Here is a 21,631-nt window from a genome sequence, read left to right on the forward strand (position 1 = left end):
TCGGCCCATGTCCCGCCGAATGTGTCGCTGACCCAGCGCACGCTCGGCTGTGCCCGCGGGCAGGTCACCGTCACCAGACGACGGCCCTGACCCCGCCCGAGCCATGGCTCGATCCGTGCGCCACTCCCCCCTCCGCGGGACGGATGTCGGCTGCCCGAGGCCCTCCGCGGATCCGTGCACCACAGCAGATCCATCGACAGTCCATCGACAACGGAGCGCAGCACCATGAGCAACGAGAACTGGAACTTCGAGACCCGCCAGATCCACGCCGGCCAGGAGCCCGACCCGACGACGGGCGCCCGCGCGCTGCCGATCTACCAGACGACGTCGTTCGTCTTCCCGGACGCTCAGACGGCCGCCAAGCGGTTCGCGCTCGCCGAGCTCGGCCCCATCTACACGCGCATCAACAACCCCACGCAGGAGGTCGTCGAGAACCGGATCGCGTCGCTCGAGGGCGGCGTCGGCGCGCTGCTCGTCTCCTCGGGCCAGGCGGCCGAGACGCTCGCGATCCTCAACATCGCCGAGGCCGGCGACCACATCGTCGCCAGCCCGTCCCTGTACGGCGGCACGTACAACCTGCTGCACTACACGCTGCCCAAGCTCGGCATCGAGACGACGTTCGTCACGGACCCGCATGACGCGCAGGCGTGGAAGGACGCGGTCCGCCCGAACACCAAGCTGTTCTTCGCGGAGACGATCCCCAACCCGAAGGCCGACATCCTCGACATCGAGCTCGTCGCCGGGGTCGCGCACGAGTCGGGTGTCCCGCTGATCGTCGACAACACGGTCGCGACGCCCTACCTGATCAACCCGCTGCAGTGGGGCGCGGACATCGTCGTGCACTCCGCGACCAAGTACCTGGGCGGCCACGGCTCGGCGATCGGCGGCGTGATCGTCGACGGCGGCTCGTTCGACTTCGCGCAGCACCCGGAGCGGTTCCCCAACTACAACACCCCCGACCCGTCGTACAACGGCCTGGTGTTCGCGCGGGACCTCGGCGTCGGCGGGGCGTTCGGCGTCAACCTGGCGTTCATCCTCAAGGCGCGCGTGCAGCTGCTGCGTGACCTCGGCCCGGCGATCTCGCCGTTCAACGCGTTCCTCATCGCGCAGGGCATCGAGACGCTGTCGCTGCGGATCGAGCGGCACGTGCAGAACGCCGAGAAGGTGGCCGCCTGGCTGGAGGCGCGCGACGACGTCCTCTCGGTCCACTACGCGGGTCTCGAGTCGAGCCCGTGGCACGCCGCGCAGCTGAAGTACTCGCCGCGCGGCGCGGGCGCGGTGCTCGCGTTCGAGCTCGAGGGCGGGACCGACGCCGGCCAGGCGTTCGTCTCCGCGCTGGAGCTGCACTCCAACGTGGCGAACATCGGGGACGTGCGCTCGCTGGTCATCCACCCGGCGTCGACCACCCACAGCCAGCTGACCCCGGAGGAGCAGGCCCTCTCCGGTGTCACGCCCGGACTCGTCCGACTCGCGGTCGGCATCGAGCACATCGATGACATCCTGGCGGACCTGGACGCCGGCTTCCGCGCCGCGAAGGGTGCCTGACCGCGCATGAGCACGACGCCGCCGGGACCGCCGGAGCGCAGCACGCGCACCGGCGGTCCGGCGGCGCACCCCGAAGGGAAGCACGTGCCCGACCTGACCCTGTCCCCCGCCCGACCGCGCACCCTCGGGACACGCGCGCCCGAGACGGGGCGACCCCCGGTGCCCGTGAGCGCGGCCTGGCGCGACGGCGACCCCGTCGGGCGTCGGCAGTTCGCCGACCTCGGCCCGCTCAAGCTCGAGTCCGGCGGGCGCCTGCCGGCCGTGCGGCTGGCGTACGAGACGTGGGGCGAGCTGAACGAGGACGGCAGCAACGCGGTGCTGGTGCTGCACGCGCTGACCGGCGACTCGCACGTCACCGGCGAGGCGGGCGACGGGCACCCGACGCCCGGCTGGTGGTCGTCGATGGTGGGACCGGGTGCGCCGATCGACACGGACCGCTGGTTCGTCGTCGCGCCCAACGTCCTGGGCGGCTGCCAGGGCTCGACGGGCCCGGCCTCCCCGGGGCCGGACGGCCTGCCGTGGGGCAGCCGGTTCCCCCTGCTGACCGTGCGCGACCAGGTGGCCGCCGAGATCCGGCTCGCCGACCTGCTCGGCATCGACTCGTGGGCGCTGGTCATCGGCGCGTCGCTCGGCGGCCTGCGGGTGCTCGAGTGGGCGGCGAGCGCGCCCGAGCGCGTCGAGTCGATCGCCGCGATCGCGACGGCGGCGCAGACGTCCGGAGACCAGATCGCCGGCTTCCACACCCAGCTCGCCGCCATCCGCGCGGACCCGCACTACCGCGACGGCGACTACTACGACGCCGCCGACGGCGAGGGGCCGCACGTGGGCCTCGGGCTGGCCCGGCAGATCGCGCACCAGACGTACCGCAGCCCGCTCGAGCTGGACACCCGGTTCGGCCGCATCCCGCAGGGCGGCGAGGAGCCCTTGGAGGGCGGCCGGTTCGCCGTCCAGTCCTACCTGGACCACCACGGCGACAAGCTCAGCCGGCGGTTCGACGCCAACACCTACGTGGTGCTCACGCGCACGATGATCACGCACGACCTCGGTCGCGACCGGGGCGGGGTCAGCGCCGCGCTCGGCTCGGTCACCGCGCGGGCGCTGGTCATCGCCGTCGACTCCGACCGCCTGTTCCCGCCCGCGCAGTCCGAGCGGATCGCGGCGGGCATCCCCGGCGCCTCGCTGGAGACGATCCACTCCGACTACGGCCACGACGGCTTCCTCATCGAGGAGGACCTGGTGGGCGCGTACGTGCGCGAGTTCCTGGAGCAGGGCGCCGAACGGCGGTAGCCGGCGTCAGGCCCCGCTCGAGGCGGCCGCTTCGTCGCTGTCCGCCACGAGGTGCCGCGAGAGCACCGCGAGGAGGATCACGGTCGGGCCCGGCAGCCGCTCGGCACCGACGGTCATCTCCAGGTGCCGGCGCAGGAAGCCGCGCGGGTGGACCTCGAGCAGGACCGCGCCGTCCGCGTCGACCCACCGGAACGACCTGCTCAGCAGCCCGGCGGACTCCCAGCGGACCGCGCGCCCGTCCACGACACCGGACCGCCGACCGGTCCACCCCGCCCGGCCGACCTCGGCCACGGTGTGACCGGTCACCCCGTCGCGCGCCTCCATCGCTCCTCGCCGGTCACGAGTGAGGGTCCACGGCGCCCCGGCACTGCGCACCTCGTCCGTGCGCTTCGGCGGGCCGGGGGCGATCCGCGCCACCAGTCCCTGCGGCCCGACGACCTCGACGGAGCTCCGGCGGGAGGTCGCGGGCGTCGTCGACAGGGTGGAGCCGGGGGATGACCTACGGAGTCCCACGGAGCGAAGTCGACCGGCTCGGGCATCGGCCCATCCTGCCGGAACGCTCACCGGCGGCGGGGCGGAACGGGTGAGTTCCAGGACGGGGATGTGCGCCGGACCCGTGGGCGGCACGATGGGCACCATGCCCTCCGGAGAGCTCACCGACGTCCGCACCGCCCTGCACGACCAGTGGGACCGCCTGCGGTCGTGGGTCACGGACGTGGTCGACGACGACGTCGCCGACGCCCCCTCGGTCCTGGCCGGCTGGACGGTCGCCGAGCTGGTCGCGCACCTCGGACGCGCCATGGAGGCCCTCGCGGTGTGCGCCCCGCTGCCGGAGGGCACCGTCCCCCTGACGCTCGGCGAGTACCTCGGCACGTACGCCGACCGGGCCGCCGACATCGCGGAGACCACCCGCAAGCTCGCCGCCGAGATCTCGCACGACCCGCTGACCGAGGTGGACGTTCGGGCGCGGGCGGCCTTCGCGCAGCTGGACGCGCTCGGTCCGGACGACTGCGTGGTGCAGGCACGGCGGGGACCGGTGCTGCTCAGCACGATGGCGATGTCGCGCGTGATCGAGCTGGTCGTGCACGCGGACGACCTCGCGCGGTCGGTCCCGAGGGGGTCGGACCCCGTGGACCCCGGCGCCCTGCGGCTCGTCGCCGACGCGCTCCTGGAGATCGTCGTCGCGCGCGGGGGGTGGAGCCTGGAGGTCGCCGACGCCCGGAGATGGGTCCGCCTCGCCGCCGGCCGTGAGCCGTACGACGTCGACGCGCTGGCCGACGCCCTGCACCCGCGCTACACGTCGGACGGGGTCCCCGATCTCGGGCGGATGCTGCCGATCCTCTGACGACGCCGGATACGTTGGGCCCGTGATCGCCGCCTACGCCGCCCGCTTCTCGTCCGACGACCCCGTCAGTGGCCTCGAGGTGGGCGACCGGCCCGCCCCGGAGCCCCGCGAGAACTGGTCGGTGGTCGACGTCCGCGCCGCCGCGCTCAACCACCACGACGTCTGGACGCTCCGGGGCGTCGGCATCCGCGCCGAGCAGCTCCCGATGATCCTGGGCACCGACGCCGCCGGGGTCACCGCCGACGGGCGCGAGGTCGTGGTGCACGGCGTGATCGGAGGGGCCAGCGGGCACGGCGTGGGGGCCGACGAGCCGCGCAGCCTGCTGTCCGAGCGCTACCCCGGCACCCTCGCCGAGCAGGTCGCCGTGCCCACGTGGAACCTCGTCGACAAGCCGGCCGCGCTGTCGTTCGTCGAGGCCGCGTGCCTGCCGACCGCCTGGCTCACCGCGTACCGGATGCTCTTCCGGGCGGGCGGCGCGACGCCCGGGCAGCGGGTGCTCGTGCAGGGTGCCGGCGGCGGGCTGGCCTCGGCGGCGATCCTGCTCGGCGCCGCCGCGGGGCTCGAGATGATCGTGACGAGCCGGTCCGAGGACCGCCGCGAGCGGGCACTGTCGCTCGGCGCGGCCGCGGCCGTCGAACCCGGTGCCCGGGTGCCCCGCGTCGACATCGTGCTGGAGAGCGTCGGCAAGGCCACCTGGTCGCACTCGGTCCGCTCGGTGCGGCCGGGCGGGACGATCGTCGTCGCGGGTGCCACCAGCGGCGACGCCGAGCCCGCCGAGCTGACCCGGATCTTCTTCCAGGAGATCAGCGTGGTGGGCACGACGATGGGATCCCGCGACGACCTCCAGCACCTGCTCGCGTTCCTGGCGCGCACCGGCGTCCGCCCGCTGGTCGACTCGACGTTCGCGCTCGCCGACGCGCGGGACGCCGTCCGGCGCCTGTCGGACGGCGACCAGTTCGGGAAGATCGTCCTCGAGCCATGAGCGCACCGGGCGGCGAGTGGGTCGAGGACGTCCTCGGTCCCGACTACCACGTCCGCACGCTCGCCCTGCGCCCTGACGACGAGGGGGACGTGGTGGCCAGCCTGGTCCGCTACGCGCCGCCGACCACCGAACCGCTGCGCCCGTCGAGGGCGATCCTCTACGTGCACGGCTGGTCCGACTACTTCTTCCAGACCGGGCTCGCCGAGTACTGGCACGCGCGCGGCGCCGCGTTCTACGCCCTCGACCTGCGCAAGTACGGCCGCAGCCTGCGTCCCGGCCAGACACCGGGGTACGTCGACGACCTGGAGACCTACGACGAGGAGCTCGAGGCGGCGCTCGGCGTGATCACCACCGATCTCGGCGCGCGCGCCCGCGTGATGGTCATGGGCCACTCCACGGGCGGACTGGTCGCGGCGCTCTGGGCGCACCGCCACCCCGGCGAGCTCAGCGGGCTCGTGCTCAACAGCCCCTGGCTGGAGCTGCAGGGGTCGTCGGTGCTCCGGCACGTCAGCACCCCGGCGATCGCGCGCATCGCCCGGTTCCAGCCGAAGGCTCCCCTGCCGAACATCGACCCCGGCTACTACGCCCGGACGCTCAGCAGCGCGAGCGGCGGCGAGTGGACGTACGACACGGTCTGGCGGCCGACGCCCTCGTTCCCCGTCCGCGCCGGCTGGCTCCAGGCGATCATGGCCGGCCACGCGCGGGTGGCCCGGGGCCTGGCCGTCGAGCAGCCGATCCTCGTCCTCGCGTCCAGCCGGACCGTGATCAACCCGCGCTGGAGCGAGGAGATGCGCCACGCCGACGTGGTGCTCGACGTGGAGCTGGTGGTCCGCCGGGCGGTGCAGCTGGGCACGCACGTGACCGTCGTCCGGATCCGGGACGGGCTGCACGACCTGACCCTGTCGCCGTCGCCCGTGCGCAGGCGCCTCTACGCCGAGATCGACCGCTGGTCCGCTGCCTACGGGTGGAGCTGACCGGGAGTCAGGGACGCAGGATGCCGGTGGCCTCGGCGAGCGTCGGGCCGCCCTCGCCCAGGCGCCACGCGCGCCAGCCGTCGACCAGGTTCTCCGCAGCCACGGCCGCGGACGCCGCCTTGTCCGGGTCCGCGAACAGCTCGCCGGTCGGCAGCTCGATGAGGCCGTCTGTGCGGAGCATGGCGACGAGCCGCTGACCGCGGCGCGCCCGGACCCAGACGAGGGTGGTGATCGCGCGGCGGCTCTTCGCGAGCGTGGCGAGCTCCGGCATCGCGTTCAGGTCGTCGTCGGGGACCGCGTCCCGGACGGGGGCGATCTCCTCGGTCGGGGCCGGTGGAGCGGGCGGCGTCGGGGACGTGGGCGGCGCGGGCATCGGGATCATCGGGACCGCCGGCGTGGCCGGGGTCGACGGGAAGCTGGACGAGATCGGCAGCGGGGCGGACACCGGGACGAACGGGCGGGGGCCGGCCACCTCGTCCGTGCGGTCGCGCGGCGGCGTCCGCGGCACCACCTGGTCGGCGGCGGAGCGCAGGCCCACCACCGGGGTCAGCGTGGTCGGCGCCTCGTGCACGGTCGGCCGCGGCTTCTGGTCCGCGGTGGGCCGCGCCGGCTCGGGGGGCGGCACCCGCAGCGGGGTCGGAGCCGGCGGCGCCGGGGTGGCCGGGGGCGGGGTGACCGCGCGCAGCTCCCCCGTCGCCGGCGTGCGGACCGGCCCCACCTGGGGGACGTAGGGCTCGTACGGCGTGCCCGACGTGAAGCCCTCGCTCGACCGCACCAGGCGCAGCGCCGTGGGCTCGACGGAGCGCCGGGCGCCCTCGTGCGTGGCCAGCGGGGAGACGTCCAGCAGACGGCGGTCGTCGACGCCGCGCACCACGCCCACCTGGAGCACGTCGACGTGCCGGCCCGGACCGCGCAGGAAGCCGAGGGTGTCACCGGCCTCGGCGGCCACCTCGGAGCACAGCAGCACCAGCCGGACGCCCTCGCGACGGTTCGTCTGGACGCCGAACGCCGCCTGCTCACGGAACGCGGCGAAGTCGACGGCGAACCGGCTCGGGTCGGGGTGGTAGGCCCGCGCGAGGTCGGTGGTGGTCATGCGGGAGGCCGCACCGGCGTGCCGCAGGGCGGAGATGACGGCGTCGTCGTCGACGACCTGCACCACGTCGACCACCACGGGACGGCCGGTGGCGTCCAGGGCGAGCAGCTCCGGGAGGTCCGCGTGGTCGGGGGCACCCGTGCGGGAACGGACCGCGAAGAGGGGTTCACCGGCGATGGCGGCGAGGTGGTGCGTGAGGAGCGAGGCACACTCCTGCGCGAAGGAACCGGTCAGGGGCTGCATCGGCTGGACAAGGCGCGGTCGGCCCTCGTCGAGCTCGAAGATCGGCATCTGTCTGGCCTTCCGCGTCCCGTCGTGCGCCCGCGCACCCCGGCCGGCGCGCTCGCGACCACACTGTCCCACAGCGCGCTTTGCACGTCAGCCCGTCCGTCCGACGTCGTCGTCGGAGATCGGTCACATCACCCGGATGCGCCCGGTTTCCACCGTCCGGATCGTCCGATCGGTCGCGTTCGTCACCCGTTGGTGAGCGCGGCCTCGACCCGGTCGACCTTGCCCGTGAGCTCCCCCACGTGCCCCGGCCGGATGTCCGCCTTGAGCACCAGGCTGACCCGGTGACCGTGCCGGCCGACCGCCTCCGTGGCGCGCTTGACCACGTCCATCACCTCGTCCCACTCGCCCTCGAGCGTGGTGAACATGGCGTCGGTGCGGTTCGGCAGCCCGGACTCGCGGACGATGCGGACGGCATCGGCGACGGCGGCGGTCACGGACTCGCCCGCACCGAGCGGGGCGACGGAGAAGGCGACGAGCATGCGGCCCAGCGTGGTGCGCTCAGGCGAGGTTGTCCACCGCGCGGCGGGCCGGCAGGTGCGCGGCCAGGAGCTCCGCGAGGTGCACGCCCTGCACCCCGGCCAGCTGGTCCGCCTGCGTGCGGCACGAGAAGCCGTCGGCCAGGAAGACGTCCCCCGCGGCGGCGTCGCGCAGTGCGGGCAGGAGCGCGTTCTCCGCCACCGCGACCGACACGTCGTAGTGCCCCTTCTCCATGCCGAAGTTCCCGGCCAGCCCGCAGCAGCCCGCGAGCGCCGAGAACTGCGCTCCGGCGTCGGTGAGCAGCCGGCGGTCGGGCGTCCACGTCATCACCGAGTGGTGGTGGCAGTGCGGCTGCACGACGGCTGTGACGTCCGACAGGTCCGGCACCCGCCAGCGGTCGCCGGGGCCGATGGGGGCGGGCGCGGTGAGCAGCTCCGCCAGCGTGCGGGTCTCGCGGGCCACCGCGACCGCGCGCGGGTCGTCCGGGAGCAGGTCGCGCAGGTCGGAGCGCAGGACCGCCGTGCAGGACGGCTCGAGGCCGACGATCGGGATGCCGTTGACGGCGAACGGACCGAGCACGCCGAGCAGGTGGGTCAGCTGCTTCTTCGCTCCGTCCAGCTGCCCCGTGCTGATCCAGGTGAGACCGCAGCAGGCGTTGTCCTCGGGGACCAGCACCTCGTACCCGGCGTCGACGAGCACCGCGACGGCGGCCTGCGCCACGGACGGCGCGAGGGTGTCGGAGAACGAGTCGGTCCAGAGCACCACCTGCGGCTTGCGCGGACCGGTCGTCCCGCCGTGCTGGGTGCCCTTGCCGGGACGCCCGAGGAACCGGTCGCCGGGACGCGCACCTGCGCGGACCTTGCGCTCGGGGTGGTGCCGGCGCTCGCTCCCGCCGCCGGAGCGGACCAGCGTCACGCTCTCGCTCCCCGTGCCGCGCACCCAGGAACGGAACGGCCGGCGCGCGAACGTGACCATCTGCCGCCGGGTGTCCATGCCGCCGCCGGCCAGGATCACCTTGGCGACCGGCCGGGCGCCGAGCACCGCGTTGACCAGCGAGGACAGCCCTGGGACGCCGGTGATCAGCCGCGCCCAGCGGGGCAGCCAGCCGAGGGCGTAGTGCGACGCCGGACGCAGCTTGCCGCGGTACGTCCGGTGCAGGACCTCCGACTTGTACTGCGCCATGTCGACGCCGGCCGGGCAGTCCGACGAGCACGCCTTGCAGGACAGGCAGAGGTCGAGCGACTCGTGCACCTCGGGCGACGACCAGCCGCCGCTGACGAGCGTGCCGTTCGCCATCTCCTGCAGCACGCGCGCGCGGCCGCGGGTCGAGTCCTTCTCGTCCTTCGTCGCCAGGTAGGAGGGGCACATGAAGCCGCCGGTCGCGGTGCTGTCCGCGCGGCACTTGCCGACGCCGACGCAGCGGTGCAGCGCGGTGGTCAGGTCGCCCGCGTCGTGCGCGAACGAGAACCCGTGGTCGGCCAGCAGCGGTCGGGCGTGCGGCCGGCGCAGGTCGGCGTCGAGCGGGCGCGGCCGGACCAGCACGCCGGGGTTGAGCAGGTCGCGCGGGTCGAGGAGGTCCTTGAAGGCGCCGAACAGGTCGATCGTCTGCGCGGAGTACATGACCGGCAGCAGCTCCGAGCGGGCGCGGCCGTCCCCGTGCTCCCCGGAGAGCGATCCGCCGTGGCTCGCGACGAGGGCCGCGGCCTCCGTCATGAACGCGCGCAGCGGGTTGCCCGACCGCTCGAGCGGGATGTCGAGCCGCAGGTGCACGCAGCCGTCGCCGAAGTGCCCGTACGCCAGGCCGTCCACGGCGTGCGACGCCATGAGCGCCTCGAGCTCTCGCAGGTACGCGCCGAGCCGTTCGGGCGGCACGGCCGAGTCCTCGAACCCGGGCCAGGCCTGCTCGCCGGACGGGGTCCGACCACCCAGGCCGGCGCCGTCCTCCCGGATCCGCCACATCGCGGCCGCCTCGGGTCCGGGCGGGAAGAGGCCCACCGCGCTCGTCCCGGCGGAGGCCGCGAGCGCGTGGGCCCGGTCCAGCGCCTCGGTCAGGTCCGAGCCGCCGACCTCGACCATCAGCCACCCGCCGCCCTCGGGCAGGGGCGGCACCGCGGCGGCACCGCGCACGCGGCGGACCACGTCGACCAGCCGGGAGTCCATGCCCTCGATGGCCAGCGGTGCGTGCGCGAGCAGCGCGGGCACGGCGTCGGCGGCCGTCGGCATGTCCGGGTAGCCGAGCACCACCAGCACGGGCGCCGCGGCGATCGGCACCAGGCGGACCGTCGCGCCCAGGAGCGTCGCCACCGTGCCCTCCGTGCCGACCAGCGCCTTGGCCAGGTCGGTGCCCTTCTCGGGCAGCAGGTGCTCGAGGGAGTAGCCGGATACCTGCCGGCCGAAGCGGCCCAGCTCGGTCCGGATGACGTCGAGGTTCCCGCGGACGAGGGCGTCGAGACCCGGCACGACGTCGAGCGCACCCGCACCCGACCGCGCCTCGAACCGTCGTCCGGTCCCGTCCACCACGTCGAGCGCGAGCACGTTGTCCGCCGTGCGCCCGTACGCCACCGCGCGGGGGCCGCAGGCGTTGTTGCCGATCATCCCGCCGAGCGTCGCGCGCGCCTGCGTGGACGGGTCCGGCCCGAACCGCAGCCCGTGCGGGGCCGCCGCCTTCTGCAGGCTGGCCATGATGACGCCCGGCTCGACGCGGGCGGTCTGCGCCTCCGGGTCGATCTCGAGGATCCGGTTGACGTGCGTCGAGAAGTCGAGCACCACCCCGGTGCCCACCGCGTTCCCGGCCACCGAGGTCCCGCCGCCGCGCGCCGTCAGGGGGACGCCGAGCTCCCTGGTCACCGCGAGGGCCGCGAGCACATCGTCGGTGTCCCGCGGGAACGCGACGACCTGCGGGACCACGCGGTAGTTCGACGCGTCGGTGGAGTACTCGGCGCGGCGGCGCGTGCTGTCGTCGACCGCCCCGCGCAGGGCGGCCCGCAGCGCCTGCACCACGTCGGCGCTGTCGGATCGGCTCGGATCCCCTGCCACGGTCTCGGTCACGGCCACCACGGGGGCAGTCTCGCACCGGGGACCCGCTCCCCCGCACACGTCACCGAGGGATGGTCACGAGACAGGGACGTCCGAGGAAGTGAGCGCCAGGGCGACCACGTGCTCGGACGTCCTGGGTCCACGCGGTGCAGCGTCCGAGGAAGTGAGCGCCAGGGCGACCAGTTCCTCGGACGCTACGGAATGGGTCGGGTCAGGCGAGCGAGGCGTCCAGGGTGATCTCCGTGCCGGTCAGGGCCTTGCTCACCGGGCACGTCGCCTTGGCGTTCTCGGCGGCGGCCTGGAAGCCCGCGGCGTCCAGGCCCTCGACCTCACCGCGGACCGTCAGCGCGATCGTGGTGATGTGCAGCCCCCCGGCCGGGTCCGGGCGCAGCGTGACGTCGGCGCTGACCTCGAGGGCGACCGGGGTGCCCCCGGCCGCGGCGATGACTCCGGACAGCTGCATGGCGTAGCAGGACGTGTGCGCTGCTGCGATGAGCTCCTCCGGGCTCGTGGTGCCCCCGGCCTCCTCGGACGTCCGCTTGGGGAACGAGACGTCGAACGTGCCGGCCCCGGAGCTCGTGAGCTCGACCTGCCCGGCGCCCTCCATCAGGGTCCCGTTCCAGGCGGTGCGAGCGGTGCGCGTGGACATGGTGCTCCTTCGTGCTCGATCGGCCGGGCGGATGCCCGGGACCTCCACGCTAGACAGCCGGGCGGCTCAGCGCGCGCGCTCGAGGTGGGCGGTGACGATCTGCGGCGGAGCGCCGGCCTGCCGCAGCGCCCACGCCGCGCGTGCGTGCAGGGCGCGACGCTGGTCGGGCTCGAGCCCGTTGTACAGGGCGCCGCGCACGAGGTCGTGCCCGAACACCAGCCGGTCGCCGCGCGCGCGGACGACGCCCGCGGCCAGGCCGTGCCGCAGGGTGCGCCAGCAGTCGCCGACCGGGTCTCCGACGAGGGACGCCAGGTCGGCGATCACGAACGACGTGCCGAGCACGGACGCCTGCCCGAGCAGCGCGAGAACCTCAGGCCCGAGGTACTCGATGCGCCGCCGGACCACCTCGTCCAGGGGCGTCAGCCAGGCGACGCCCGTCGAGTCGAGGACCCCGTCGGTGACGACCAGGGCACCCGCGGCGCGAGCGGTCCGCACCACGTCCGCCACGAGCCGGGGATTGCCGCCCGTCGTCGCGAGCGTGCCGCGCAGCGACGGCCCCACCGGGCTGCCGACCAGGTTCTCGGCGAGCTCCACCGTGGCGCGCGCGTTCAGCGGCCGCAGCTCGAGGTAGCGGGCCCCCGCTCGCGTCCAGGCGGCGACCGCCGCCGCGAGCTCGGGGCGGTAGGGCACCGGACGCATCGTGAGCACGACGAGCGCCCGGGGCACCGCGCCCTCGTGCGCCAGCTGCAGGAGCACCTCGAGCGAGGGGGCGTCCGCCTCGTGCACGTCCTCGAGCACCAGGGCCCACGGGCGGCTGTCGCCGTGGCGGCGCAGCAGGGCGGCGAACAGCTCGGCCGCGCGGTCGTGGCGGGCGACGGACCGGACGGGGTCGGCGTAGATCGCGTCGAGCAGGTCGGTCAGCTCCGCCTCGACGGGACCGCGGCCGGCTCGGCCCGAGCGCACCAGCAGGGCGTCGGAGAGCAGGGCGAACGGCCAGTTGCGCAGCTCGCTCGCGCGGGCGGTGAGCAGCTCGACGTCCAGGAGCCGGGCCGAACCGCGCAGGGCATCGACCAGGCTCGTCTTGCCGACGCCCGCCTCACCCTCGAGCAGCACCGTCATGCCGACCCCGTCGGCGGCCGTCGACAACAGGTCGTCGAGGTCGTCGAGCTCGGCGGCCCGGCCGACCAGGGGCCACGTCCGCCCCGGCTCGGCCGCGGTGCTCATGCGCCCGATCGTAGGGCCGCGGTACCCGATCCGGGCCGGACGATCAGTCCGTGTACTCCCAGTGCCACGCCTCGGGCTTGCTGCCGCCGCTCTCCGCCCACGACGGGTGCGTCCAGTTCAGGGCCGGAGCGTTGGCCGTCATCCACCGGTACTGCTTGGTGCCGAAGGTCTCGATACCGCCGCCGAGGTCCACCGCCACACCCGTGCCGTGGTTGGACGTCCCGGGCGTCGCGCACAGGTAGCCCTTGGTGCGCTTGCACAGGACCTGGCCGGCGTAGGAGCGGTAGGAGTCGCTGATCGTGAGGTTCGTGCCGAACTTGGCACGGAAGGCGGCATTGAGGATGTCGAGCTGCTCGGCGGCGTCGCAGCGGAGCCGCACGGAGGAGTCGAAGCTCACGCCGCAGAGGGCGGAGTCCGGGATCTTGCCGTTGGAGTAGCCGAGGAGCGACTGCTTCCACGCGGCACGGGTGGCCGCCTCTGCCTCGGCGGCGGCCTGCGCGGCGGCGGCGGCGTCGGCAGCAGCCTGGGCGGCGGCAGCCGCAGCGGCGACGTCGGCAGCCTTCTTCGCCTCGGCGCTCTCCTTCGCGGTGGCGGTGGCGGTGGCGACGGCGGCGACGGCCTCCCGCAGCTCCGCGGTCGTCGCGTCCTCCTCGCCGGTGGTCGGCGGGATCGTCGGCACGGCGGCCGGCGTCTGCTCGAACACGGACGCGGGGTCGGGATCGGCGGCCGGGGTCGGGGTGCTCGTCGCGGCGGCGGCGGGCTCCTCCGCGGCGACGGAGGTGCCCTCCATGCCCGTGACCTCGTCGCGGTCGGCCGAGCGGGACGTCGCGGCCCCGCGGTCGACCTCGGCGGTCGCGACGGCGAGCAGCTCGTCGAGGTGCGCGGTCGCGGCCTCGAGGGCCTGGAGCTGCGAAGCGTCGATCGCGACCTGCGCCGCCTCCGCCTGGACCGACTGCGCGACCTGCATCGCGTCGGTGGCGACCTCGACCGCACCGGCCCGCGCCTGCTCGACCTGGGCGCTCGAGCTGGGGGCCGGGAGTGCGCCGATGAGCGCGCTCCCACCGTCACGGGCATTGGCCGACACGGCCACCATCGCGCACATGCTGAGGGCGAGCGCCGTGACCACGGCACCCTGGGCGAGGCGGGCAGGGTGGGCGACAGCACGCGCAGGCGCAGGGCGCGCCGCAGCGTGCCGGCCACTCGCTGGCCGACCTCGGAACGGAATCTTGTTACTCACGCGTAACACGTTAAGTTCTTCGGCCGGTCGCCCTTGACACTTGAGGCCTCAGGGCGGGGGAGATCTCGTGTGGATCTCGTCACGTCTCCGTCACACAATTCACAGGGACGGGCCGCTACGCTTTCGCCGTGCCCCCCGAACCACCCGCCACCCCGCCCCCATCGGCCACCCCGGTGCAGGGTCTCGACGACCTCTACGACATCGCCCGGCTGGCCGACCGGCTCGGGGTCGAGCACGCCACCATCCGGGTCTGGCTGTCCCGCAAGGTGCCGTGGCTGCCGCAGCCCGACGGCCGCCTGAACGGCGGTGCGGTCTGGCGCGCCACGACGCTCGAGGGCATCGAGATGCGCCGCGAGCGGGGTCGCCCGGGCCGCAAGCCGAAGTTCGTCCCGCCCCCGTCGGCGGCCGACGTCCCGCGCACGGGGATGATCCCGATCGTCCCCGTGAAGGAGACCGTCTAGAGCACGGTCAGGCGCAGCGCGCCCGGGGCCGACGCCGGCACCGCCGGCCGTGCCGGTCGGACCGGACTCACCCGCGCATAGGGCTCTCCGAGCGCGGGCCGTGGATCAGGGTCCCCCGCGTTGGGCCACAGCGAGAACGCCCGCTCCGCCTGCGCGGTGATGGTGAGGGACGGGTTCACCCCGAGGTTCGCGGAGATGGTCGACCCGTCCACCACGTGCAGGCCGGGGTGGCCGAACACCCGGTGGTACGCGTCGACCACACCCTCGTCCGGGGACCGCCCGATCGTGCAGCCGCCCAGGAAGTGCGCGGTCATGGGCACGTCGACCACCTCGCCGAGGCTGCTCGCGGCAAAGCCGCCGAGGTGCGCGGCCATCCGGCGGTAGGCGGCGTTCGCGGCCGGGATCCAGGTCGGGTTGGGCTCGCCCTCCCCCGGGCTCGACGTCAGCCGCGTGGTGCCGCGCCAGGTCCGTCGCGGTCGCACGGTGATCGACGCGCCGCCGGTCTGCATGACCAGCCCGATGACCGTGCGCTGCGACCAGCTGCCCAGGCCGAGCAGCAGCGACGCCACCTGACCGGGGTGCCGCAGGACGTTGCCGAGCCAGCGCACCGGTCGGGGGACGCGCCCGCCGCCGTCGGTGAGGACGGTGCTCAGCAGGCCCATGAGGTTGGACCCGCGGCCGTACCGGACCGGCTCGAGGTGGGTGTGGTCGTCGAGGTGCACCGAGGACGTGATGGCCACTCCGCGCGAGAGGTCCGGCCGGCGTCGCCAGCCGCGCCACCGCGTCGCCGCCCCACCGAGCTGCTCGCTGTTGGTTCGGGTCAGCGCGCCGAGCCGGTCGGACAGCCCCGGCAGCGTGCCGTCCGCCTTCATCCGGTGCAGGAGCTCCTGGGTGCCCCACGTGCCGGCGGCGACGACGACCTGGTCGGTGGTCACGGTCCTGGCTCCGCCCCGCCGGCCGGTGCGCCTGGTGCGGACCTCCCACTCGTGACCGCGAGGGCGCACCGAGGTCACGGTCGTCTCGGCGACCACCCGGGCGCCCGCGCGCTCCGCCAGGTACAGGTAGTTGGTGGGCAGCGTGTTCTTGGCGCCGTGGCGGCAGCCCGTCATGCACTCGCCGCACTCGAGGCAGCCGCGCCGCTCCGGACCGGCTCCGCCGAAGAACGGGTCGGGCACCCGGGCGCCCGGCGTCCCGAACACCACGCCGACGGGCGCCAGGCGGAACGAGTCGCCGACGCCGAGGTCGACCGCGGCCTTGCGCACGATCTCGTCCGACGGCGTGCAGGTGGGGTTGTCGACGACGCCGAGCATGCGGCTCGCCTGGTCGTAGTGCGGCGCCAGCTCGGCGCGCCAGTCGGTGATGCCCGCCCACTGGGGGTCCGCGTAGAACGCGTCGGACGTGGGCCGGTAGAGGGTGTTCGCGTACACGAGCGAGCCGCCGCCGACGCCCGCCCCGGCGAGCACCACCACGTCGGGCAGCACGTGGATCCGCTGGATGCCGAGCCAGCCGAGCCGCGGCGCCCAGAGGAACCGGCTGACGTCCCACGAGGTGCGCGGCAGCGTCTCGTCGGTGAACCGCCGGCCGGCCTCGAGCACGAGGACGCGATACCCCTTCTCGACGAGCCGCAGGGCGGCCACCGACCCGCCGAACCCGGAGCCGACGACCACGACGTCGTACTCGGCCATGTGCAGCTCCTCGGGATCGGGAGCCCGATCGTAGGCTCGTCCCATGCGCGAGGGCGCCGACCCGACACGCGCCGCCGACGTGGCCGACGCGATGCGCGAGCTCGCCCGTGCGCGGTTCCTGCCCCCGGAGCAGCGCGCCCGCGCGGCCGAGGACCACCCGCTGCCGCTGTGGCACGGCCAGACCAGCTCGCAGCCGAGCACCGTGTCGTTCATGCTCCGGCTCCTGCAGGTGCCCGTCGGGGCACGGGTGCTGGACGTCGGGTCCGGTTCCGGCTGGACCACCGCGCTGCTCGCGTGGCTCGTCGGCCCCCGCGGCGGGGTGCTGGGACTGGAGCTGGACCCCGAGCTGGCCGAGTGGGGTGCGGCCAACCTCGACGCGTGCGACCTGCCCTGGGCCCGCATCGAGCGGGCGACCCCCGGTGCGCTCGGCCGGCCCGTCGACGGCGGGTGGGACCGGATCCTCGTCTCGGCGTCCCCACGCCGGCTGCCGACCACCCTGGTGGACCAGCTCGGCGACGACGGGCGCATGGTGATCCCGGTGCGCTCGACGATGCACCTGGTCGAGCGGCAGGACGGCCGGACCGAGATCACCACGCACGGGTCGTTCGTGTTCGTCCCGCTGCGCTGAGGACGCAGGTCACGAACAGGAAACGATCATTTCGCCAGAAGGTGACGAATGCCGTACCTGCCAGTAACGTGCACCGGGCGTGCGCCTGCGTGTGACTACCGTCACGTTGCGGCGCACGCACGTCGATACTCCTCGAAGCCAGGGATGCGCACATGCCACGTCGACCCGTCCTCGCCGCCCTCACCGCGCTGTCCGTCGCGGTCAGCACCGCGTTACTCGGCGCCACCGGTGCGTCGGCGGCGCCCCCGCCGACAGGAACCGGCTTCGACATCACCAAGCCGGGCGGTCAGACGGAGCTCAAGGCGGGCAGGTACATCGTCACGCTCGCCGACGACGCGGTCGCCACCTACGACGGCGGCGTGAGCGGCTTCGCGGCCACCGCGCCCGAGGAGGGCGACCAGCTCAACGCCCGCAAGGCACCGGTGAAGAGCTACCGCGAGCACCTGACCGAGAAGCAGGAGGCGGTGGCCGAGGCGGCCGGCGTCTCCATCGACGCGTCCTACACGCTGGCCCTCAACGGGTTCTCGGCGGACCTCACCGCCGGTCAGGCGGCGGAGCTCCTGGCCGACCGCGAGGTGGTCTCCGTGGTGCCGGACGAGCTCCGCCACATCACCGCGGAGCCGTCGACGTCGTTCCTCGGGCTCGAGGGCCCGGGCGGCGTCTGGGAGGCCGTCGGCGGGGTCGACGAGGCCGGAGCCGGCGTGGTCGTCGGCGTGCTGGACACCGGCATCGCCCCGGAGAACCCGGCGTTCGCCGGGGACCCCCTCGGCACCACCGCGGGCGCCGAGCCCTACCTCGACGGCGCCGCCATCACCTTCCAGAAGGGTGACGGGAGCGTCTTCCGGGGCGTGTGCCAGACGGGCGAGCAGTTCACCGCCGACGACTGCTCCACCAAGGTGGTCGGCGCGCGCTACTACGTCGAGGGCTTCGGCGTGGACAACCTCGGCGACGCCTCCGTGGGTGAGTACATCTCCCCGCGGGACGGCGACGGGCACGGGTCGCACACCGCGAGCACCGCGGCGGGCAACGTCGCGACCCCGACCGCGATCGGCGGCATCGACTTCGGCACCTTCACCGGCGTGGCCCCCGCGGCACGCATCGCGGCGTACAAGGTCTGCTGGACCGGCCCCGACCCGGCCGTGACCACCGACGACGGCTGCACCACGACCGACATCCTGTCCGCCATCGACCAGGCGGTCGCCGACGGCGTCGACGTCATCAACTTCTCCATCGGCGGCGGTGCCGCCACGAGCGTCGCCGCGCCCGAGGACCAGGCGTTCCTCGGTGCGGCCGCGGCCGGCATCTTCGTCGCGGTCTCCGCGGGCAACGACGGCCCGGGTGCCTCGACGACGGACCACGCGTCCCCCTGGTACACCTCGGTGGCCGCCTCGACGATCCCCAGCTACGAGGCCACGGTCACGTTCGGTGACGGCCAGGCCTTCGCCGGTGCGTCGATCACGGTGGACATGGACCCGGCCGCGGAGCCGCTCACCGGTGCGCTGGTGAACTCGACCGCAGTCGCCCTCGCGGGCGGGACCGATGCGCGACTGTGCGCACCCGGGTCGCTCGATCCCGCGCTCGTCCAGCCGGGCACGATCATCGTCTGCGACCGCGGGGTCTACGACCGCGTCGCCAAGTCCGCCGAGGTGGCCCGCGTCGGCGGCATCGGCATGGTGCTGGTCAACGTGACGCCGGGCTCGATCGACACCGACTTCCACTCGGTCCCGACCGTCCACCTCAGCCACGTCTACCGCAGCGCGGTCGTCGCCTACGCGGCCACCCCGGGTGCCACGGCGACCTTCACCACGGGCAACTCGCTGGGCACCACCCCGCCGACCCCGCAGGTGGCGGGCTTCTCCTCGCGCGGCCCGGTGCTCGCCGGCGGCAGCGACATCATCAAGCCGGACATCGCGGCACCCGGCGTCTCCATCCTGGCGGCCGGAGCCAACGCCGAGGGCGGGGACCCGACGTTCCAGTTCCTCAGCGGCACCTCGATGGCGTCGCCGCACATCGCCGGCCTCGCGGCCTTGTATCTCGGCGAGCGTCCGAACGCGACGCCCGCCGAGATCAAGTCCGCGATGATGACGACCGCCTACGACACCGTCGACACGGTGGGCGCCCCGGCGACCGACCCGTTCGCGCAGGGTGCCGGTCACGTGGACCCGACCAAGTTCTTCGAGCCGGGCCTGCTCTACCTCAACGGCCTGGAGGACTGGTACGCGTACCTGGGCGGTGTCGGCTACAACGTCCCGGTCGACCCGATCGACCCGAGCGACCTCAACATCGCGTCGATCGGCATCGGCAGCCTCACGGCACCGGAGACCATCACCCGCACGGTCACCTCGACGCAGGCCGGCACCTTCACCTCCTCGGTGCTGGGGCTCGCAGGCATCGACACGGTCGTGGAGCCGGCGACGCTGGAGTTCGGCGCCGCGGGCGAGACGAAGTCGTACACGGTGACGTTCAGCCGGACGGACGCGCCTCTCGACGAGTACGCGACCGGCTCGCTCACCTGGACCTCGGGCGACACGGCCGTGCGCAGCCCGATCGCCGTGCAGCCCGTCACGATCGTCGCCCCGGCGTCGGTCGAGGGTGAGGGCGTGACCGGATCGGTCGCCGTCGAGGTGACCCCCGGTGGCGACGGCGACATCCCGCTGGCGACCACCGGCCTGTCGGCCGGTGAGCTGCTCGCCGACCCGACGGGTACCGAGACCGAGCACAGCGGGTCCGGGACGACGGGCGACACCGCGGAGTACCTCGTCGACGTCCCCGAGGGTGCGCAGTACGCGCGGTTCGACCTCGACGCGCTCGACGACACCGCCGACCTCGACCTGATCGTCTACCTGCTCGACGCGGCCGGGAACCCGGTCGCGGGCTGGCAGTCGGCGACCGGCTCGGCCGACGAGCGGGTCAACCTGCTCGCCCCCGACGCCGGGACCTACGCGGTCCTCGTCGACGTCTACAGCGCGCCGAACGGCGTCACCTGGGACGCCACGGTCACGTCGGTGGTCGAGGGTGGGGCGCCGCTGACGCTCGACCCGCCGGTCCTCCCCGGCGTGCAGGGCGTCCCGGTGACGTACACCGCGTCGTGGGCCGACCTCACGCCGCGGACCACCTACCTCGGTCTCGTGAGCTACGGCGACACCGGTGAGTTCACGGTCGTGCAGGTGGCCACCGGCGAGCCGGCGACACCGACGACCACGACGCTCGCGGTCACCGGCGGGAAGAAGGCCGGCCAGGAGCTCACGCTCACGGCCACCGTCGTCCCCGCCGAGGCCACCGGCACCGTGACGTTCCTCGACGGGCAGACCCCGATCGGTTCGTCGGCCGTCACGGCCGGCAAGGCGACCGTGAAGGTGAAGCTCGGCGCCGGGTCGCACTCGCTGACCGCGAGCTTCGCACCCACCGCCGGCAGCGGGTTCGCCCCGTCGACGTCGGCGGCCGTCCCGGTCGAGATCGCCAAGTCCACCTCGTCCACCACGTTCACCCTGTCGAAGTCGTCGGCCCAGTACGGGCAGACGACGAAGGCGACGATCGTGGTCACGGGCGCGACCGCACCGCCGACCGGCACCGTCGAGATCAAGGACGGCGGCGTCACCGTCGCGACCGGCACGCTCACCGTGACCGGCCTGCGGGGCGTCGCCGAGCTGGTGGTCCCCGGCACGCTCTCGGCCGGCAACCACCGCCTGGTGGCCGTCTACTCCGGCAACGCGGACGTGTCCGGGTCGCAGGCGGAGAAGCGGTTCACGGTGACCAAGGCGCCCGTCAAGGCGTCGCTGACCACGAAGTCGTGGACGGTCTCCAAGGGCGCGAAGCCCGTGGTGACCATCACGGTGACCGGCGCGAAGGGCGCACCCGCACCCACCGGCTCGGTCACCGTCCTGCTCGGCCTGCACCGCGTGGCCACCGTGCCCGTGACCGACGGGGTCGCCACCGTGACCCTGCCGGCCGTGCAGCGCTCGACCCTGGTCATCGCGACCTACAGCGGGGACGGCGGCTACTGGCCGACGGCCACCTCGCACGCGCTGACCGTCAGGCGCTGAGCCTCCCGGCTCGGTGACGAAGGCCGCGTCGACCTCCGGGTCGGCGCGGCCTTCGCGCGTCCGGGGGTCAGTTGCCCGTGCGCACTGACACGCCGACCGGGCGATCTCGGGGTGTCACGGTCAAGCCGGGGGCCGGTGCCGTCGATACTCGGCACATGGGACTGTTCCGACGCGCAGAGCTGCCGACCGACGGGTCGACGGTGCCGCACCCGCACACCCCCGGCGACGACACCCGCTCCGTGCAGGTGGAGCCGCTCAACCCCGCCGAGCTGGTGTGGGCGGCGCAGCACCGCGAGATCATCACGGGCCTGTGCTCGGGGACGGTGGACACGCAGACCCTCGGCGACCTGTTCGACCGCGTCCAGGCCATCTGGTTGCAGTCCGAGGAGCGCGACCGGACGGACCCGGAGTCGCTGGTGCACGCGTTCGGCGTCACCCTGGGCGACCTCGTCGCGCAGCGGGTGCCCGGGCTGGTGTGGGGTTCCGCGCGCGGTGACGGCTCCCCCGAGCTGGTCCTGACGCACGCGGAGCACGACCTCGTGGTCTTCCCCGTGGCCGCCGTGGGGCAGTCCTGGGGCAGCGCGCCAGCCGGCTGGGTGGCCGAGTACGTGTCCGAGGCGTCCGAGGGCGCCCTCGCGATCCTCGCGCGGGACCGCCAGCCCCGCTGACCGCCC

17 protein-coding genes are annotated in these 21,631 nt (G+C 74.2%); 9 read left to right on the top strand and 8 right to left on the bottom strand.

All coding sequences use genetic code 11. From position 1 onward, the window contains the following. Nucleotides 1–192: 192 nt before the first annotated feature. Complete coding sequence (locus ASD18_RS00780) at nt 193–1,545, top strand: bifunctional o-acetylhomoserine/o-acetylserine sulfhydrylase (RefSeq protein WP_255355442.1); 1,353 nt, start codon at nt 193–195, stop codon at nt 1,543–1,545. A 6-nt stretch (nt 1,546–1,551) separates the two neighbouring features. Continuing rightward, on the top strand, nt 1,552–2,832 hold the full coding sequence (locus ASD18_RS00785) for a homoserine O-acetyltransferase (RefSeq protein ID WP_056085760.1): 1,281 nt from the start codon (nt 1,552–1,554) through the stop codon (nt 2,830–2,832). Nucleotides 2,833–2,838: 6 nt separating this feature from the next. Here ASD18_RS00785 and ASD18_RS20920 read toward each other — a convergent pair whose 3' ends face one another. Then, on the bottom strand, nt 2,839–3,345 hold the full coding sequence (locus ASD18_RS20920; RefSeq protein WP_156387825.1) for a hypothetical protein: 507 nt from the start codon (nt 3,343–3,345) through the stop codon (nt 2,839–2,841). A gap of 124 nt (nt 3,346–3,469) precedes the next feature. On the opposite strand from ASD18_RS20920, the gene ASD18_RS00795 reads away from it, so the two are divergent. The 3 genes from ASD18_RS00795 to ASD18_RS00805 are packed head-to-tail and all read left to right on the top strand — an operon-like array spanning nt 3,470 to nt 6,133. Next, on the top strand, nt 3,470–4,177 hold the full coding sequence (locus tag ASD18_RS00795) for a maleylpyruvate isomerase N-terminal domain-containing protein (protein ID WP_056091275.1): 708 nt from the start codon (nt 3,470–3,472) through the stop codon (nt 4,175–4,177). A 22-nt stretch (nt 4,178–4,199) separates the two neighbouring features. Next, nucleotides 4,200–5,159, top strand: a complete 960-nt coding sequence (locus tag ASD18_RS00800; protein ID WP_056085762.1) for a zinc-binding dehydrogenase — start codon at nt 4,200–4,202, stop codon at nt 5,157–5,159. Beyond that, complete coding sequence (locus tag ASD18_RS00805) at nt 5,156–6,133, top strand: alpha/beta hydrolase (RefSeq protein WP_056085763.1); 978 nt, start codon at nt 5,156–5,158, stop codon at nt 6,131–6,133. The genes ASD18_RS00800 and ASD18_RS00805 overlap by 4 nt, the downstream gene beginning before the upstream one ends. Nucleotides 6,134–6,140: 7 nt before the next feature. Here the strand turns inward: ASD18_RS00805 and ASD18_RS00810 are convergent, their stop codons facing one another. The 6 genes from ASD18_RS00810 to ASD18_RS00835 all read right to left on the bottom strand — a co-directional run bounded on the left by ASD18_RS00810 (nt 6,141) and on the right by ASD18_RS00835 (nt 13,996). Then, nucleotides 6,141–7,517 (bottom strand): hypothetical protein, encoded by a 1,377-nt coding sequence (locus ASD18_RS00810; RefSeq protein ID WP_056085764.1) that lies wholly within the window; start codon nt 7,515–7,517, stop codon nt 6,141–6,143. Between the two features lie 182 nt (nt 7,518–7,699). Next, a complete protein-coding gene (locus ASD18_RS00815) occupies nt 7,700–7,996 on the bottom strand; it encodes an MTH1187 family thiamine-binding protein (protein ID WP_056085765.1) in 297 nt (98 codons plus the stop codon). 19 nt (nt 7,997–8,015) lie between these two features. Then, nucleotides 8,016–11,051, bottom strand: coding sequence for an FAD-binding and (Fe-S)-binding domain-containing protein (locus ASD18_RS00820; RefSeq protein ID WP_369817239.1), 3,036 nt, complete (start codon nt 11,049–11,051; stop codon nt 8,016–8,018). A 190-nt stretch (nt 11,052–11,241) separates the two neighbouring features. Then, a complete protein-coding gene (locus tag ASD18_RS00825; protein ID WP_056085766.1) occupies nt 11,242–11,679 on the bottom strand; it encodes an OsmC family peroxiredoxin in 438 nt (145 codons plus the stop codon). A 66-nt stretch (nt 11,680–11,745) separates the two neighbouring features. Next, nucleotides 11,746–12,903 carry an AAA family ATPase gene (locus tag ASD18_RS00830; RefSeq protein WP_056085767.1) on the bottom strand — a complete coding sequence of 386 codons (1,158 nt, stop codon included), beginning with the start codon at nt 12,901–12,903 and terminating at the stop codon, nt 11,746–11,748. A gap of 43 nt (nt 12,904–12,946) precedes the next feature. After that, entirely contained in the window at nt 12,947–13,996 is a 1,050-nt protein-coding gene (locus tag ASD18_RS00835) for a M15 family metallopeptidase (RefSeq protein ID WP_156387827.1), read from the bottom strand. 272 nt (nt 13,997–14,268) lie between these two features. On the opposite strand from ASD18_RS00835, the gene ASD18_RS00840 reads away from it, so the two are divergent. Then, entirely contained in the window at nt 14,269–14,601 is a 333-nt protein-coding gene (locus tag ASD18_RS00840; RefSeq protein ID WP_156387829.1) for a hypothetical protein, read from the top strand. Here the strand turns inward: ASD18_RS00840 and ASD18_RS00845 are convergent. Continuing rightward, nucleotides 14,598–16,286 (bottom strand): GMC family oxidoreductase, encoded by a 1,689-nt coding sequence (locus tag ASD18_RS00845; protein ID WP_056085770.1) that lies wholly within the window; start codon nt 16,284–16,286, stop codon nt 14,598–14,600. The two genes, ASD18_RS00840 and ASD18_RS00845, sit on opposite strands and share 4 nt — an antisense overlap. 43 nt (nt 16,287–16,329) lie before the next feature. On the opposite strand from ASD18_RS00845, the gene ASD18_RS00850 reads away from it, so the two are divergent. The 3 genes from ASD18_RS00850 to ASD18_RS00860 all read left to right on the top strand — a co-directional run bounded on the left by ASD18_RS00850 (nt 16,330) and on the right by ASD18_RS00860 (nt 21,625). Then, nucleotides 16,330–16,914 carry a protein-L-isoaspartate O-methyltransferase gene (locus ASD18_RS00850; protein WP_056085771.1) on the top strand — a complete coding sequence of 195 codons (585 nt, stop codon included), beginning with the start codon at nt 16,330–16,332 and terminating at the stop codon, nt 16,912–16,914. A 152-nt stretch (nt 16,915–17,066) separates the two neighbouring features. Next, complete coding sequence (locus ASD18_RS00855; RefSeq protein WP_082573407.1) at nt 17,067–20,957, top strand: S8 family serine peptidase; 3,891 nt, start codon at nt 17,067–17,069, stop codon at nt 20,955–20,957. A 155-nt stretch (nt 20,958–21,112) separates the two neighbouring features. Further along, complete coding sequence (locus ASD18_RS00860; RefSeq protein ID WP_056085772.1) at nt 21,113–21,625, top strand: DUF3806 domain-containing protein; 513 nt, start codon at nt 21,113–21,115, stop codon at nt 21,623–21,625. The last annotated feature ends 6 nt before the right edge of the window (nt 21,626–21,631 follow it).

The sequence above is a fragment of the Cellulomonas sp. Root137 genome, from assembly GCF_001426725.1.
Taxonomy (GTDB): Bacteria; Actinomycetota; Actinomycetes; order Actinomycetales; family Cellulomonadaceae; genus Cellulomonas.

Coding starts and splice junctions, on each gene's coding strand:
- ASD18_RS00810 (WP_056085764.1), bottom strand. CDS start 7,517: ATGCCGATCTTCGAGCTCGACGAGGGCCGACCGCGCCTTGTCCAGCCG.
- ASD18_RS00795 (WP_056091275.1), top strand. CDS start 3,470: ATGCCCTCCGGAGAGCTCACCGACGTCCGCACCGCCCTGCACGACCAG.
- ASD18_RS00855 (WP_082573407.1), top strand. CDS start 17,067: ATGCCACGTCGACCCGTCCTCGCCGCCCTCACCGCGCTGTCCGTCGCG.
- ASD18_RS00850 (WP_056085771.1), top strand. CDS start 16,330: ATGCGCGAGGGCGCCGACCCGACACGCGCCGCCGACGTGGCCGACGCG.
- ASD18_RS00815 (WP_056085765.1), bottom strand. CDS start 7,996: ATGCTCGTCGCCTTCTCCGTCGCCCCGCTCGGTGCGGGCGAGTCCGTG.
- ASD18_RS00785 (WP_056085760.1), top strand. CDS start 1,552: ATGAGCACGACGCCGCCGGGACCGCCGGAGCGCAGCACGCGCACCGGC.
- ASD18_RS00805 (WP_056085763.1), top strand. CDS start 5,156: ATGAGCGCACCGGGCGGCGAGTGGGTCGAGGACGTCCTCGGTCCCGAC.
- ASD18_RS00860 (WP_056085772.1), top strand. CDS start 21,113: ATGGGACTGTTCCGACGCGCAGAGCTGCCGACCGACGGGTCGACGGTG.
- ASD18_RS00825 (WP_056085766.1), bottom strand. CDS start 11,679: ATGTCCACGCGCACCGCTCGCACCGCCTGGAACGGGACCCTGATGGAG.
- ASD18_RS00845 (WP_056085770.1), bottom strand. CDS start 16,286: ATGGCCGAGTACGACGTCGTGGTCGTCGGCTCCGGGTTCGGCGGGTCG.
- ASD18_RS00830 (WP_056085767.1), bottom strand. CDS start 12,903: ATGAGCACCGCGGCCGAGCCGGGGCGGACGTGGCCCCTGGTCGGCCGG.
- ASD18_RS00835 (WP_156387827.1), bottom strand. CDS start 13,996: ATGGTGGCCGTGTCGGCCAATGCCCGTGACGGTGGGAGCGCGCTCATC.